The 12,310-nt window shown below is 62.3% G+C and carries 14 protein-coding genes; 10 read left to right on the plus strand and 4 right to left on the minus strand.

The window, feature by feature from the left end; translation table 11 throughout:
- Nucleotides 1-14: 14 nt before the first annotated feature.
- Together RHP72_RS12190 and RHP72_RS12195 are read left to right on the plus strand one after the other, a co-directional pair.
- Nucleotides 15-941, plus strand: coding sequence for a tyrosine recombinase XerC (locus RHP72_RS12190; RefSeq protein WP_003942767.1), 927 nt, complete (start codon nt 15-17; stop codon nt 939-941).
- 123 nt (nt 942-1,064) lie between these two features.
- Nucleotides 1,065-2,174: a MinD/ParA family protein gene (locus RHP72_RS12195; protein ID WP_003942711.1), complete on the plus strand. Its 1,110-nt coding sequence runs from the start codon at nt 1,065-1,067 to the stop codon at nt 2,172-2,174.
- Between the two features lie 25 nt (nt 2,175-2,199).
- Here the strand turns inward: RHP72_RS12195 and RHP72_RS12200 are convergent, their stop codons facing one another.
- The gene (locus RHP72_RS12200) at nt 2,200-2,700 is read right to left on the minus strand and encodes a M23 family metallopeptidase (protein ID WP_311094721.1); all 501 of its coding nucleotides are present in this window, start codon (nt 2,698-2,700) and stop codon (nt 2,200-2,202) included.
- Nucleotides 2,701-3,007: 307 nt separating this feature from the next.
- Here RHP72_RS12200 and rpsB point away from each other — a divergent pair, with 307 nt between their 5' ends.
- From rpsB to RHP72_RS12230, 6 genes are all read left to right on the plus strand, one after another.
- Entirely contained in the window at nt 3,008-3,865 is an 858-nt protein-coding gene (rpsB, locus tag RHP72_RS12205) for a 30S ribosomal protein S2 (RefSeq protein WP_003942709.1), read from the plus strand.
- A gap of 134 nt (nt 3,866-3,999) precedes the next feature.
- Nucleotides 4,000-4,827: a translation elongation factor Ts gene (gene tsf / locus RHP72_RS12210; RefSeq protein ID WP_007734877.1), complete on the plus strand. Its 828-nt coding sequence runs from the start codon at nt 4,000-4,002 to the stop codon at nt 4,825-4,827.
- Nucleotides 4,828-5,027: 200 nt separating this feature from the next.
- On the plus strand, nt 5,028-5,756 hold the full coding sequence (pyrH, locus tag RHP72_RS12215; RefSeq protein WP_003942722.1) for a UMP kinase: 729 nt from the start codon (nt 5,028-5,030) through the stop codon (nt 5,754-5,756).
- A 43-nt stretch (nt 5,757-5,799) separates the two neighbouring features.
- Complete coding sequence (frr, locus tag RHP72_RS12220) at nt 5,800-6,357, plus strand: ribosome recycling factor (protein WP_003942777.1); 558 nt, start codon at nt 5,800-5,802, stop codon at nt 6,355-6,357.
- Nucleotides 6,358-6,405: 48 nt separating this feature from the next.
- Nucleotides 6,406-7,302, plus strand: coding sequence for a phosphatidate cytidylyltransferase (locus tag RHP72_RS12225; protein WP_003942673.1), 897 nt, complete (start codon nt 6,406-6,408; stop codon nt 7,300-7,302).
- A 6-nt stretch (nt 7,303-7,308) separates the two neighbouring features.
- Nucleotides 7,309-8,037 carry a class I SAM-dependent methyltransferase gene (locus tag RHP72_RS12230; RefSeq protein WP_030535661.1) on the plus strand — a complete coding sequence of 243 codons (729 nt, stop codon included), beginning with the start codon at nt 7,309-7,311 and terminating at the stop codon, nt 8,035-8,037.
- A 79-nt stretch (nt 8,038-8,116) separates the two neighbouring features.
- On the opposite strand, the gene RHP72_RS12235 is transcribed toward RHP72_RS12230, so the two are convergent.
- Both RHP72_RS12235 and RHP72_RS12240 read right to left on the minus strand, forming a co-directional pair.
- Nucleotides 8,117-8,959: a CoA ester lyase gene (locus RHP72_RS12235; protein WP_311094722.1), complete on the minus strand. Its 843-nt coding sequence runs from the start codon at nt 8,957-8,959 to the stop codon at nt 8,117-8,119.
- A 95-nt stretch (nt 8,960-9,054) separates the two neighbouring features.
- The gene (locus RHP72_RS12240; RefSeq protein WP_073512295.1) at nt 9,055-9,465 is read right to left on the minus strand and encodes a lipopolysaccharide assembly LapA domain-containing protein; all 411 of its coding nucleotides are present in this window, start codon (nt 9,463-9,465) and stop codon (nt 9,055-9,057) included.
- Nucleotides 9,466-9,567: 102 nt separating this feature from the next.
- On the opposite strand from RHP72_RS12240, the gene rlmN reads away from it, so the two are divergent.
- On the plus strand, nt 9,568-10,677 hold the full coding sequence (gene rlmN, locus RHP72_RS12245) for a 23S rRNA (adenine(2503)-C(2))-methyltransferase RlmN (protein ID WP_003942816.1): 1,110 nt from the start codon (nt 9,568-9,570) through the stop codon (nt 10,675-10,677).
- 78 nt (nt 10,678-10,755) lie between these two features.
- Here the strand turns inward: rlmN and RHP72_RS12250 are convergent, their stop codons facing one another.
- Nucleotides 10,756-11,025, minus strand: a complete 270-nt coding sequence (locus RHP72_RS12250) for a DUF2631 domain-containing protein (RefSeq protein WP_003942762.1) — start codon at nt 11,023-11,025, stop codon at nt 10,756-10,758.
- Nucleotides 11,026-11,145: 120 nt separating this feature from the next.
- On the opposite strand from RHP72_RS12250, the gene dxr reads away from it, so the two are divergent.
- Nucleotides 11,146-12,303: a 1-deoxy-D-xylulose-5-phosphate reductoisomerase gene (gene dxr, locus RHP72_RS12255; RefSeq protein ID WP_054187754.1), complete on the plus strand. Its 1,158-nt coding sequence runs from the start codon at nt 11,146-11,148 to the stop codon at nt 12,301-12,303.
- Nucleotides 12,304-12,310 lie beyond the last annotated feature (7 nt).

Here is a 12,310-nt window from a genome sequence, read left to right on the forward strand (position 1 = left end):
GCGAGCGTGTGTTCATGACTGACGCATTGCCGGCGAGCTTGAGCGTTCACCTCGATGCGTATGCCGAGCACCTCCGACTGAGCCGAGGCCGGTCGGAACACACGATCCGCGCCTACGTCGGTGACGCGCGGGCATTGCTGACCCATTTCTCCGCGGGTTCGGAGAATGCAGATCTCGACCGCCTCGACCTAAGTGTCATGCGTTCGTGGTTGGCCGCCCAGAATGCCGTAGGAACAGCCCGTACGACGGTAGCTCGACGGGCTTCTTCGGCGCGTGGGTTCACTGCGTGGCTCGCGCAGACCGGACGCATTTCCGTCGACCCGGGCACACGTCTGGCGGCTCCACCAGCTCGCCGGACGCTGCCGACGGTGCTGCGTCAGAGCCAGGCCCTCGACGCAATGGATGCGGCGGAAAGCGGTGCGCAGCAACAAGAGCCGCTCGCTCTGCGAGACCGACTCATCGTGGAATTGTTGTACTCCACCGGAATTCGCGTCGGCGAGTTGTGTGGACTGGACGTCGAGTCGGTCGATGCCGATCGACGATTGCTTCGTGTTCTCGGCAAGGGGAACAAGGAGCGGTCGGTGCCATACGGCCTGCCCGCAGAATCGGCACTGAACGGCTGGCTGGAGCACGGACGACCCGCGCTGTGTTCGGATCGGTCCGGGCGAGCGTTGCTCCTCGGAGTTCGAGGCGGCCGGCTCGATCAGCGTCAGGCGCGTTCGGTGGTCCACGAAACCATGGCTGCAATTCCAGGGGCTCCCGACATGGGTCCGCACGGGCTTCGGCACTCGGCTGCGACACATTTGCTGGAGGGTGGTGCGGACCTTCGTGTGGTCCAAGAACTCCTCGGTCATGCGAGTTTGGCGACCACTCAGCTGTACACGCACGTGTCGGTCGAACGGCTTCGATCCGTCCACGATCAGGCCCATCCGCGCGCCTGATTTGTGGAGCGACGCGAGTTCTCGGCTGGTATTTGGTAGCGTCGCAGCTCAGAAGAGTGAACAATCGGCAAAGTTCGATCGTCGTATCGAGACACTCGATTACATGCGATATCCGGGGGATTCGTGAACCGCCAAGATGTGAAGCACCTGCCGAACAGCGGCCAACCAGCCTGGCTGTCCGAATCGCCGCAACCGGCTCCCGAGCCGGCGCCGACGCCGGAGCCTGTGGCGCGACTGCAAGAGGTCTGGTCCACGCCACCGCCACCGTCGAGCCAACAGCAGGTGACAAACCAGGATCTGGTTGCCGAAGCTTTACTGAAACGCCCGAAACGGACGCCGCGTGGCGGCTGGCGTAGGGGATTGCATCGTGCGACCGGAGGTGTGGTCAATCTGGGGGATTCGACCAACGAACAGCGCAACCGTGCACTGGCCGCCCGAATCGAGCAGCCGATCCGCAACGACTACCGAGTCGCTCTGCTCTCGCTCAAAGGCGGCGTGGGCAAGACGACGGTCACGGTCGGACTCGGTGCGACGTTTGCTTCGCTGCGTGGTGACTGCGTCGTGGCGGTTGACGCCAATCCCGATTTCGGGACTTTGGCACAACGTGTTCCGCTGCAGACCAATTCGACAGTGCGCGATCTGATTGCTGCTAGACCGGACATAAAGAGCTATTCGGACGTTCGAGTGCACACATCCCAGTCGTCGAGTCGTCTCGAGGTGCTGGCGAGTGAGCAGGATCCGGCGATTTCGGAGGCATTCAGCGAGGCCGACTATCGCCAGGTCATCGACATCTTGCAGGTCTACTACAACATCATCCTCACTGATTGCGGTACCGGGATCATGCACTCGGCGATGAACGGCGTTCTCGATCTTGCCAATTCGTTGGTTCTGGTCAGTTCGCCGGCAATCGACGGAGCGCGCAGTGCGGCGGCAACGCTCGATTGGCTTCAGTTGCACGGATACGGCCATCTGGTCGAGCGGACCGTCGTCGTCATCAGCGCCGCCCGACCAGGGTCGAGCGTCATCGACATGGACGCGTTGGTGGACTATTTCATGCGTCGATGCCGCGCCGTCGAGGTCATTCCTTTCGACGAGCATCTCGCGGAGGGGTCGGTGATGGACCTCGAATTGATGCGACCGGCCACCAGACGAGCGTTCATGGAACTGGCAGCGATGGTGGCCGACGACTTCGCGGACGCTGTGGGTCGGCACGCCGTCTCCGAGTGGCACTGATTCTGCGACCGATTTCTGCGACCGATCAGCCTCCTTTCAATGGCTTGAGCCTGAGCGGTTGCAACCGAACCAGTCCGAGTGGATCGAGATACTCGCGTCCTCTGCGCAAGCCCCAGTGCAAACATGCTTCGACAGCGCACCCTTCGTGCCCGGTTTCGAGGGTTCCGATCACTGACCTGGCTGCGACGCGTTCACCTGTGCGAACGACTGCGGTGACGGGTTCGTAGGTCGTGCGTAGGCCGCCGGAATGATCGATCGACACCGTCGGCTTTCCGGCGACCACTCCCGCGAACACCACGATGCCGTCGCCGGCCGCGAGTACGGATTGGCCGGCGCTGCCGCCGAGATCGACCCCGCGATGACCCGGCAGCCAGTTCTCGGCCGGTTTGTCGAAAGCGCGTTCCACGTGCGGCCGAGGAGCGAGCGGCCAGTCGAATCGCGTGTCTGCTGACGCCGTGCCTACGGCGACACAGCAGGAGATCACGGCAAATACCACGCCTCGTCGAGCTCCGCGCAAGATCGTCATTCCTTGATCTTGCGTGGAGTAGCGCACGCTTCAATGCAGATCAGACGGGTAATCCACAAGGTAGCCGCCGATCCACAACCGCCGGTTCGGTCTGTTGCTACCGGGGTGGTTATGGCATCGGGGGACGAGGACGTACACTTGTCGAGCGGTCTGTGCTCGCACAGTCCGACTTCGCGCGCCCGCGCACGTTTTCCGGCCTCGGCTGGTCCTGGTTCTCACGAAACAGGTCCGACGGCCGTGCGGGTGCCAGGGCAGGGATCACCCGATCGCCTGCATCAACCGGATTGAAAGTTTGAGGTACACAGCCATGGCTGTCGTAACCATGAAGCAGATGCTCGATAGTGGAACCCACTTCGGACATCAGACCCGTCGCTGGAACCCGAAGATGAAGCGATTCATCTTGACCGACCGCAACGGCATCTACATCATCGACCTCCAGCAGACGCTGACGTACATCGACAAGGCGTACGAGTTCGTCAAGGAGACCGTTGCCCACGGCGGCACCGTTCTCTTCGTCGGTACCAAGAAGCAGGCGCAGGAGTCCATCGCTTCCGAAGCGACTCGCGTCGGAATGCCCTACGTCAACCAGCGTTGGCTCGGCGGCATGCTCACCAACTTCACCACCGTTCACAAGCGTCTGCTTCGCCTCAAGGAGCTCGAGGCAATGGAGCAGACCGGTGGATTCGAAGGTCGCACCAAGAAGGAAATCCTCATGCTCACGCGTGAGATGACCAAGCTGGATCGCACCCTCGGTGGTATCCGCGACATGGCCAAGGTTCCTTCCGCGGTGTGGATCGTCGACACCAACAAGGAGCACCTGGCAGTTGCCGAGGCTCGCAAGCTGAACATCCCGGTCATCGCGATCCTGGACACCAACTGCGACCCCGACCTCGTCGACTACCCGATCCCGGGCAACGACGACGCCATCCGTTCCGCAGCACTGCTGACCAAGGTTGTCGCTTCCGCGGTTGCCGAAGGTGTGCAGGCACGTGCAGGACTGAGCGCCGACAAGGACGCGAAGCCCGAAGCCGGCGCAGGCGAGCCCCTCGCCGAGTGGGAGCAGGAACTGCTCTCGCAGGCAGCTCCGGCCGCAGAGGCTGAGGCAGCTCCGGCTGCAGAGGCTGAGGCAGCCCCCGCCGCAGAGGCACCGGCCACCGAGGCCTGATTCGTTGAAACCGGCCCTGACCAAGAGTTCTTTTGGTCAGGGCCGTTTCACCGTTAGGCCCGAGCACCACCGTCAGGCCGTGCTTCACCGTTAGTCCTAGGTCCGAAACAGACACATGAGGAGGCTCGCTAATCATGGCGAACTACACCGCCGCTGACGTCAAGCGGCTCCGTGAGCTCACCGGCTCCGGAATGATGGCATGTAAGAACGCACTCGCAGATGCAGACGGCGATTTCGACAAGGCCGTCGAGCAGCTGCGCATCAAGGGCGCGAAGGATGTCGGAAAGCGCGCAGAGCGCACCACTGCTGAGGGTCTCGTCGTCGCCAAGGACGGCGTCATGATCGAGATCAACTGCGAGACCGACTTCGTCGCCAAGAACGACGAGTTCATCAAGCTGGCCGACGAGATCGTGACCGTCGCTGCTGCTGGTAAGCCTGCTGACCTCGACGCTCTCAAGGCGCTCGAGCTCGACGGCAAGACCATCGACACCGTCATTGCGGAGCAGTCCGCGAAGATCGGTGAGAAGCTCGAACTGAGCCGCGTCGCTTCCTTCGACGGCCCCGTTGCCGTTTACCTGCACAAGCGCAGCTCCGACTTGCCGCCCGCTGTCGGCGTTCTCGTCGAGTACACCGGTGAAGGCGATGCTGCTGCTGAGGCCGCTCGCGGCGCTGCAATGCAGGTCGCAGCACTCAAGGCGAAGTACGTCACGCGTGACGAGGTTCCCGAGGAGATCGTCGCTTCCGAGCGTCACATCGCCGAAGAGACCGCCCGCGCAGAAGGCAAGCCCGAGCAGGCACTGCCGAAGATCATCGAAGGCCGCGTCAACGGTTACTTCAAGGACGTCGTTCTGACCGAGCAGTCTTCGGTCACGGACTCCAAGAAGACCGTCAAGGCGATCCTCGACGAGGCAGGCGTGACCATCAAGCGCTTCGTGCGTTTCGAGGTCGGCGCCTCCGCTTAATTCGGAGCCCGCACACATGGACCCCGCCTGAAGAGCATTTGCTCTACCGGCGGGGTCTACGTGTACCTGGGGCCTCCGATGAGGCAGGATGAGAGTGCCTCGGGACGAGTCCCGGGGGCTTTCCTATGCCGCGGTGTCCGATTCGGCGGCAGAAGAAGAATGAAGGACCTACAAGGTCTTGTATCGAACTGAGGAGAACAATGTCCGAACCAGCCAACGAACGTCCAGGATTCAAGCGGGTCCTGCTCAAACTCGGCGGCGAAATGTTCGGAGGCGGCAAAGTCGGTCTCGATCCCGACGTGGTCACCAAGGTGGCTGAGCAGATCGCAGAGGTCGTTCGATCGGGCGTACAGGTTGCAGTGGTCATCGGCGGCGGAAACTTCTTCCGCGGAGCGGAACTGCAGCAGCGTGGCCTCGATCGCGCGCGCTCCGACTACATGGGCATGCTAGGCACCGTCATGAACTGCCTCGCTCTGCAGGATTTCCTGGAGAAGGCGGGCGTCGATTCTCGCGTGCAGACGGCCATCACCATGGGCCAGGTCGCCGAGCCGTACCTCCCCCTTCGCGCACGCAGGCACCTCGAGAAGGGGCGCGTAGTCATCTTCGGTGCCGGGATGGGTATGCCCTACTTCTCGACTGACACCACTGCTGCGCAGCGCGCGCTGGAGATCGGTGCCGAGGTAGTGCTGATGGCCAAGGCTGTCGACGGCGTCTACTCGGCCGACCCGCGTCTCGATCCGGACGCGACGATGTACGAACAGATCACGCACCGTGAGGTCATCGAACGTGAGCTCAAGGTCGCGGACGCGACGGCATTCAGCCTGTGCATGGACAACTCGATGCCGATGATGGTGTTCAACCTCCTCACCGAAGGAAACATCGCTCGCGCGGTGTCCGGTGAGAAGATCGGCACCCTGATCAAGTCGTGAGTGACACCCAAAAAATGATGCAGAACAACATGGAGGAACAGCCGTGATCGATGAAGCGCTCTTCGAGGCAGAAGAGAAGATGGAAAAGGCTGTCACGGTAGCCAAGGACGATCTCGGCTCGGTTCGCACCGGACGCGCGAACCCCGGTATGTTCTCGCGCATCGTGATCGACTACTACGGTTCGATCACGCCGATCACGCAGCTCGCGAGCATCAACGTCCCCGAGGCCCGCATGGTCATCGTCAAGCCGTACGAGGCTTCGCAGCTCAACGCGATCGAGACGGCGATCCGCAACTCGGATCTCGGGGTGAACCCGTCCAACGACGGCAGCATCATCCGCATTTCGGTTCCGCAGCTCACGGAAGAGCGTCGACGTGAACTGGTGAAGCAGGCCAAGTCCAAGGGCGAGGATTCCAAGGTCACGCTGCGCAACATCCGCCGCAAGGCGATGGACGAACTCGGCCGGATCCAGAAGGACGGTGAAGCCGGCGAGGACGAGGTCGGTCGCGCAGAGAAAGAACTCGACAAGACCACGGCGAAGTACGTGCACACGGTCGAGGAACTCGTCAAGCACAAGGAAGCAGAGTTGATGGAGGTATAGCCTCCTCATTTGCAGTGTTTGTCGTCGGGAGTAGATCAGGGAGTTTGGGTGCACGCACAAGAGGGAACCGCCGGTGGTCCCGTCACGGACGGGCCTACGGGCGGCGCTGAGGGCGCGCAACCGCCGAAGTCGAAGGCGGGCAGGAACCTACCTGCCGCCATCGGCGTCGGAGCTGGCCTCGGCGCCTTGGTCATCGGCACTTTGATCTTCCTGCCCCCCGGATGGATCGCCGTCGTTGCGATCGCGATGTTCATCGCGACGTGGGAGGTCACCACGCGGCTTCGTGAAGCCGACATCGAGGTGCCGCGAATTCCGCTTCTCGTCGGCGGGCAAGCCACGATCTGGCTCGGCTGGCCGTGGGGACCGGTCGGGGTGCTCAGCGGATTCACCGCAACCGTCCTGGTGTGCATGGTGTGGCGGTTGTTCGACCACGGGCTCAAAGCGACCCCGAAGAACTTCCTGCGAGACACCTCCATCACGGTGTTCGTTCTGGCGTGGATCCCGCTGTTGGCGTCATTCGGTGCGTTGATGGTGCTCGAAGACGACGGCCCCGGTCGCGTCTTCGTCTTGATGATCGGTGTCGTGTGCTCCGACATCGGCGGCTACGCGGCTGGAGTGCTGTTCGGGAAGCATCCGATGGTGCCCGCTGTGAGCCCGAAGAAGTCCTGGGAGGGATTCGTCGGCTCCCTCATTTTCTGCGTCATCGGCAGTTTGCTTTCGGTGACGTTGATCCTCGACGCGAATTCGATGATCGGCGTCCTGCTCGGTGTCGTCCTGGTGGTAGTCGCGACGGTCGGCGACCTGATCGAATCGCAGATCAAGCGTGAACTCGGCATCAAGGACATGGGAACCTTGCTTCCCGGCCACGGCGGAATTATGGACCGCCTGGATTCACTCCTGCCGTCGGCATTTGTCACCTGGCTGATTCTGTACGCACTCGTCTGATTTCTCGTGCGTGATTTCTTCTCAGGCCGTTCCAAGCCGATCCCCAGTCCGAACATCTGGCATTGGCCGGACGTGTACGAAATCGAGAACCGCGCGCAGGACGTCGACGGTTCCCTCTGGGCGGCGATGCGAGCCCGGGTCGACTGGACTGGACGCGATGTCGTCGATGTCGGCTGTGGGGCGGGGTTCCATCTACCGGAGTTCGCTCGTACTGCCCGTCGTGTTGTCGGAGTGGAGCCGCACGCACCGCTGGTGAAGGCCGCGCGGGAACGAACCCGCGATTCGGCGTCGATCGACGTAGTCCAGGGTTCAGCAGAGTCCACGGGTCTGGTGGATGCTTCAGTCGATCTCGTCCATGCCCGTACGGCGTACTTCTTCGGAAAAGGCTGCGGCCCGGGAATTCGTGAAGCAATGCGCATCCTGAGGCCCGGGGGAGCCCTGCTGATCGTGGATCTCGATGTGAGCGCCGGCCCGTACGGGGAGTGGATGAGGGCGGATCTGCCCAAATACGATCCCGCGGCGGTCGAAGCGTTCTTCGAGGCTCAAGGATTCTCGCTCACGCGCGTCGACACCCGGTGGGAGTTCGAGAATCGAGACGATATGCGGCGGGTGCTCGGAATCGAATTCACCGAGAAGACTGCCGAGCGTGCGTTCTCGCAAGTAACAGGGCTTGCCTTCTCGGTGCGATACCGGATCCATGTTCGATCCAAACCACGATCGCTCGAACTTGCGTGAGGGCGGGCCCAAAAGACGAACGTCAGGCGCTCCGACTTGAGCGCCTGACGTTTTCTGCACCGATTCAGTAGTAAAAAAATCAGTGATCGGTGGGGATGTGGAACAGGGTGGCCAGCTTGTGAATCTTCTTGGCCTTGGCAAGCTTGGGCAGGTCGCTGCCGTCGCGCACGCGTGAGCCGTCTTCGCCGAGATCGTCGATGACATTCTGAGCCCAGATCGCGTCGGCCACGGAGGGACTCAGTCCCGCGTTGACGGGGGCAGTCTGCGCGGTGGTCATGCAGAGTTTGCCGGCCATGCCGAGTGACAAGGTGATCGCACAGTCTCGGGCGAGCAGATCCAGATCGGGGCCGAGCGTGGGACCGTCGATCGGCGGAGCGATGCGTGCCGCGCGGCTGGCGATGGTGAGCCGCGAACGCGGGTACGACATCGACGTGGGGGAGTCGTCCATCCCAGTGTCGCGCCGGAAGTCGCCGCTGCCGAATGCGAGACGGAAGATGCCGTCAGTGCGTGCGATCTCGGGCGCAGCCTCGAGTCCCACCGCGGATTCGACGAGAGCAAGAATCTTGGTGCCGTCGGGAAGTCGCTCGGCCGTGGCGTCGGCCTGCTGACCGCTTTCGGTCTTTGCGAGCATGACACCCTCGAGTCCGGGGAGGCCCGCGAGTACGGCCAGATCCTCTTCCCAGAACGGTGTCGTGGCGTCGTTGATCCGAACCCAGGCGTTATTGTGTTCGCTCAGGAATGCGGCGACATCGCGGCGGGCAGCTGGTTTGTTGGGTGCGGTGACGGCATCCTCGAGGTCGAGAATGACGGCGTCGGCCGCACTCGCGAGTGCGGCGTCGAAGGTGTCCGGTTTGGACGCGGGGACGAGGAGCCAGGATCTTGCCTGCTGCGGGGCAATTCGCGAGGTCACAGGTCTCTCCATGTGAGTAGTCACATCAGGGCCTTTCCGGTGATTTCCACGACATCAATGATGCCTGCTGGCCCATCGATCGACCCAATTGCGTAACTAGATTTCAGTCACATCTGCCGCTTCGCTGCGCGCCGGATCTGAATGATGCGAACGCCACCTGCCAACGCCATGATCAACGCGCCCGCGATGGCGGAAAGCAGGATCGTGATTCCGAGCGGAAAGTCGATCTGCCAGGCGAGGATCTTGACGGAGACGCTCTCGAGGTTCTGCAGGATGAACACCAGCAGTAAGATCAGCACAATTGCGCCTATGACCAGGCCAACCCAGGTCGTCGCAGCCCTGGTTCGGTCGGTGACCGACGTTCCGGTCGGCACCGGTTCAGGCGTCGGTGTCGGTTCCGGATCGTGTTTTTCCACTGCCTTGTTCTCGTCCACCTTCGGAAGTTCCGGATCGGGGCCGAAACCGTCGGCTGGGCCGTACACGGGGGAATTCGACGGATCCTCTGGTGTGGTTGACATGACATGATCATCACTCAACCTGCGCGAAGTTGCACGGGTAATCCGGCCACAATCGGGTGGCAGTGGGGTAGCACCCCAAAACAATGGGACAATGGTGTAACTATGGCTGCCTCTCTTCCCCTCGTTTTCACTGCACCCAAGCGCGGAATGCCTCCACGGCACCTCGCCGATCTCGATTCCGCCGAGCGCAAAGAAGCGGTGAAAGAGCTCGGCCTTCCGGCTTTCCGGGCCGATCAGCTGGCGCGTCAGTACTACGCGCGGCTGGAAGCCGATCCGGAGAAGATGACCGATCTCCCCGCATCGGTGCGCGAGAAGGTTGGGGAGTCGCTGTTCCCGACCTTGTTGACCCCGATCAAGCACCTCGCGTGCGATTCGGGCGACACTCGCAAGACCCTGTGGAAGGCACATGACGGAACGCTGCTCGAAAGCGTCTTGATGCGCTATCCCGACCGGGCAACACTTTGCATCTCGAGTCAGGCAGGCTGCGGAATGGCCTGCCCGTTCTGTGCGACGGGTCAGGGCGGCCTCGACCGCAACCTCTCGACCGCCGAGATCGTCGATCAGGTTCGCGAGGCAGCGGCTGCCATGCGCGACGGTGAAGTTGCCGGCGGCCCCGGACGCCTCTCGAACGTCGTGTTCATGGGTATGGGCGAGCCTTTGGCGAACTACAAGCGCGTGGTGGCAGCGGTACGACGGATCACCTCGCCTGCACCCGACGGCCTCGGCCTGTCTCAGCGGTCCGTCACGGTCTCGACCGTCGGCCTCGCTCCCGCTATCCGCAAGCTCGCTGACGAAGGCCTGAGCGTCACGCTGGCGGTATCGCTGCACACACCGGACGACGAACTGCGCGACACTCTTGTCCCGGTCAACAATCGCTGGTCAGTGTCGGAGGTACTTCAGGCTGCCCGGTACTACGCAGACAAGACCGGTCGTCGTGTGTCAATCGAATACGCGATGATCAAGAACGTCAACGATCAGCCGTGGCGTGCGGACATGCTGGGCAAGAAGCTGAAGAAAGCACTCGGCGGGTTGGTGCACGTCAACCTGATTCCGCTCAACCCGACTCCGGGCAGCGAGTGGGACGCGAGCCCCAAGGACGTCGAGCGTGAGTTCGTGCGTCGGGTCATCGCCCAGGGCGTCTCGTGCACGGTGCGCGATACGCGCGGTCAGGAAATCGCCGCAGCCTGTGGCCAGCTGGCAGCCGAGAACTGAAGCGTTCCAGGCCTGAAACACGTAAAGAGAAGGCCTCCACGAACTTTCGTTCGTGGAGGCCTTCTCTTTGTCAGGTTTCTAGCGCGGGCGGCGACGGATGACGATGTCGCGGACCAGAATGAAGATCATCAATCCGGCGGTGCCGATGAGCCACAGATCCTCGACCTTGCCGTGATGGTTTCCGATCATCATCAGAAGCAGGAATATTGCGAAGAACCATCCGAGGAAACGGAAAAACTTGAGTCCTTCACCACTCCACCCCCATGCGGCAGAGGGAACCTCGGCCTCATCGACGTGCGAGACCACGACGGGGGCGCTGGACTTGACGTCCAACTGGGTATCGGCCACGGTCGATCCTCCTGCTCATTCGGTTGCACTACTGCCCAATATGGTGACATACGACTGCCTGTCGTACGTAGTTGGGCGTCGATAAGGTTGTTCTCAGGTGTTATCAGGAACAATGGGCGAGTGCAGGAAACCACACGTACCCGCGTCCTCCTCCTCGGCAGTACCGGTTCGATCGGTACCCAAGCGCTGGAGGTCATCGCTGCCAACCCCGACCGTTTCGAAGTAGTCGGTCTTGCAGCGGGCGGCAACAACGTCGAGTTGTTGGCCGAACAGATTCGTGCAACCGGCGTCACGGACGTCGCCGTCGCCGATCCTGCAGCGGCATCGGCGCTGGAATCGGTAACCGCCCGTTCGGGACCGAGCGCCGTGACGGAACTGGTTCGGGACAGCGGTGCCGATGTTGTCCTCAATGCGCTCGTCGGTTCTTTGGGACTCGAACCGACACTGGCGGCTTTGAACTCAGGAGCGCGCCTGGCGCTGGCGAACAAGGAATCGCTTGTCGCCGGCGGAGCGCTGGTGACGAAAGCCGCCGCCCCCGGTCAGATCGTGCCGGTCGACTCGGAGCATTCGGCGCTTGCCCAGTGCCTACGTGGTGGAACAGGCGACGAGGTGGCCCGGTTGGTTCTCACCGCTTCGGGTGGGCCGTTCCGTGGCTGGAGCGCCGAGGATCTCGAAAGTGTGAATCCAGCTCAGGCAAAAGCGCACCCCACCTGGTCGATGGGGCCCATGAACACCCTCAATTCGGCAACTCTGGTCAACAAGGGCCTCGAGCTGATCGAGACGAACCTGCTGTTCGGGATCGACTACGACCGCATCGACGTCACCGTGCACCCGCAGTCGATCGTGCATTCCATGGTCACCTTCTTCGACGGGTCGACGCTGGCGCAGGCAAGCCCGCCGGACATGAAGCTCCCGATCGCTCTCGCTCTAGGCTGGCCGGACCGCATCGAAGGTGCGGCGTCGGCATGCGACTTCACCACCGCCTCCACCTGGGAATTCGAGCCGCTCGATTCGTCGGTGTTCCCAGCCGTCGATCTGGCGCGAAGCGCAGGAAAATCCGGAGGTTGCTTCACCGCGATCTACAACGCGGCCAACGAAGTGGCGGCTCAGGCATTCCTCGACGGTGTCATTTCCTTCCCGGCGATCGTCCGCACGGTGGCTGCTGTTCTCGACGATGCAGGTCAATGGTCCGCAGAACCGGTTACCGTGGACGACGTTCTGGCCGCAGACGGCTGGGCACGCACACGAGCGCGTCAGCTCGTGAAGCAGGAGGGCTAGAGCTTTC

This window comes from Rhodococcus sp. SG20037 (assembly GCF_031763325.1).
GTDB lineage: Bacteria > Actinomycetota > Actinomycetes > Mycobacteriales > Mycobacteriaceae > Rhodococcus_F > Rhodococcus_F qingshengii.

Bases quoted from the DNA above. Each gene is read 5' to 3' on its own strand.
- RHP72_RS12190 (WP_003942767.1), top strand. From the start codon at position 15: ATGACTGACGCATTGCCGGCGAGCTTGAGCGTTCACCTCGATGCGTAT.
- RHP72_RS12200 (WP_311094721.1), bottom strand. From the start codon at position 2,700: ATGACGATCTTGCGCGGAGCTCGACGAGGCGTGGTATTTGCCGTGATC.
- rpsB (WP_003942709.1), top strand. From the start codon at position 3,008: ATGGCTGTCGTAACCATGAAGCAGATGCTCGATAGTGGAACCCACTTC.
- tsf (WP_007734877.1), top strand. From the start codon at position 4,000: ATGGCGAACTACACCGCCGCTGACGTCAAGCGGCTCCGTGAGCTCACC.
- pyrH (WP_003942722.1), top strand. From the start codon at position 5,028: ATGTCCGAACCAGCCAACGAACGTCCAGGATTCAAGCGGGTCCTGCTC.
- RHP72_RS12235 (WP_311094722.1), bottom strand. From the start codon at position 8,959: ATGGAGAGACCTGTGACCTCGCGAATTGCCCCGCAGCAGGCAAGATCC.
- RHP72_RS12240 (WP_073512295.1), bottom strand. From the start codon at position 9,465: ATGTCAACCACACCAGAGGATCCGTCGAATTCCCCCGTGTACGGCCCA.
- rlmN (WP_003942816.1), top strand. From the start codon at position 9,568: ATGGCTGCCTCTCTTCCCCTCGTTTTCACTGCACCCAAGCGCGGAATG.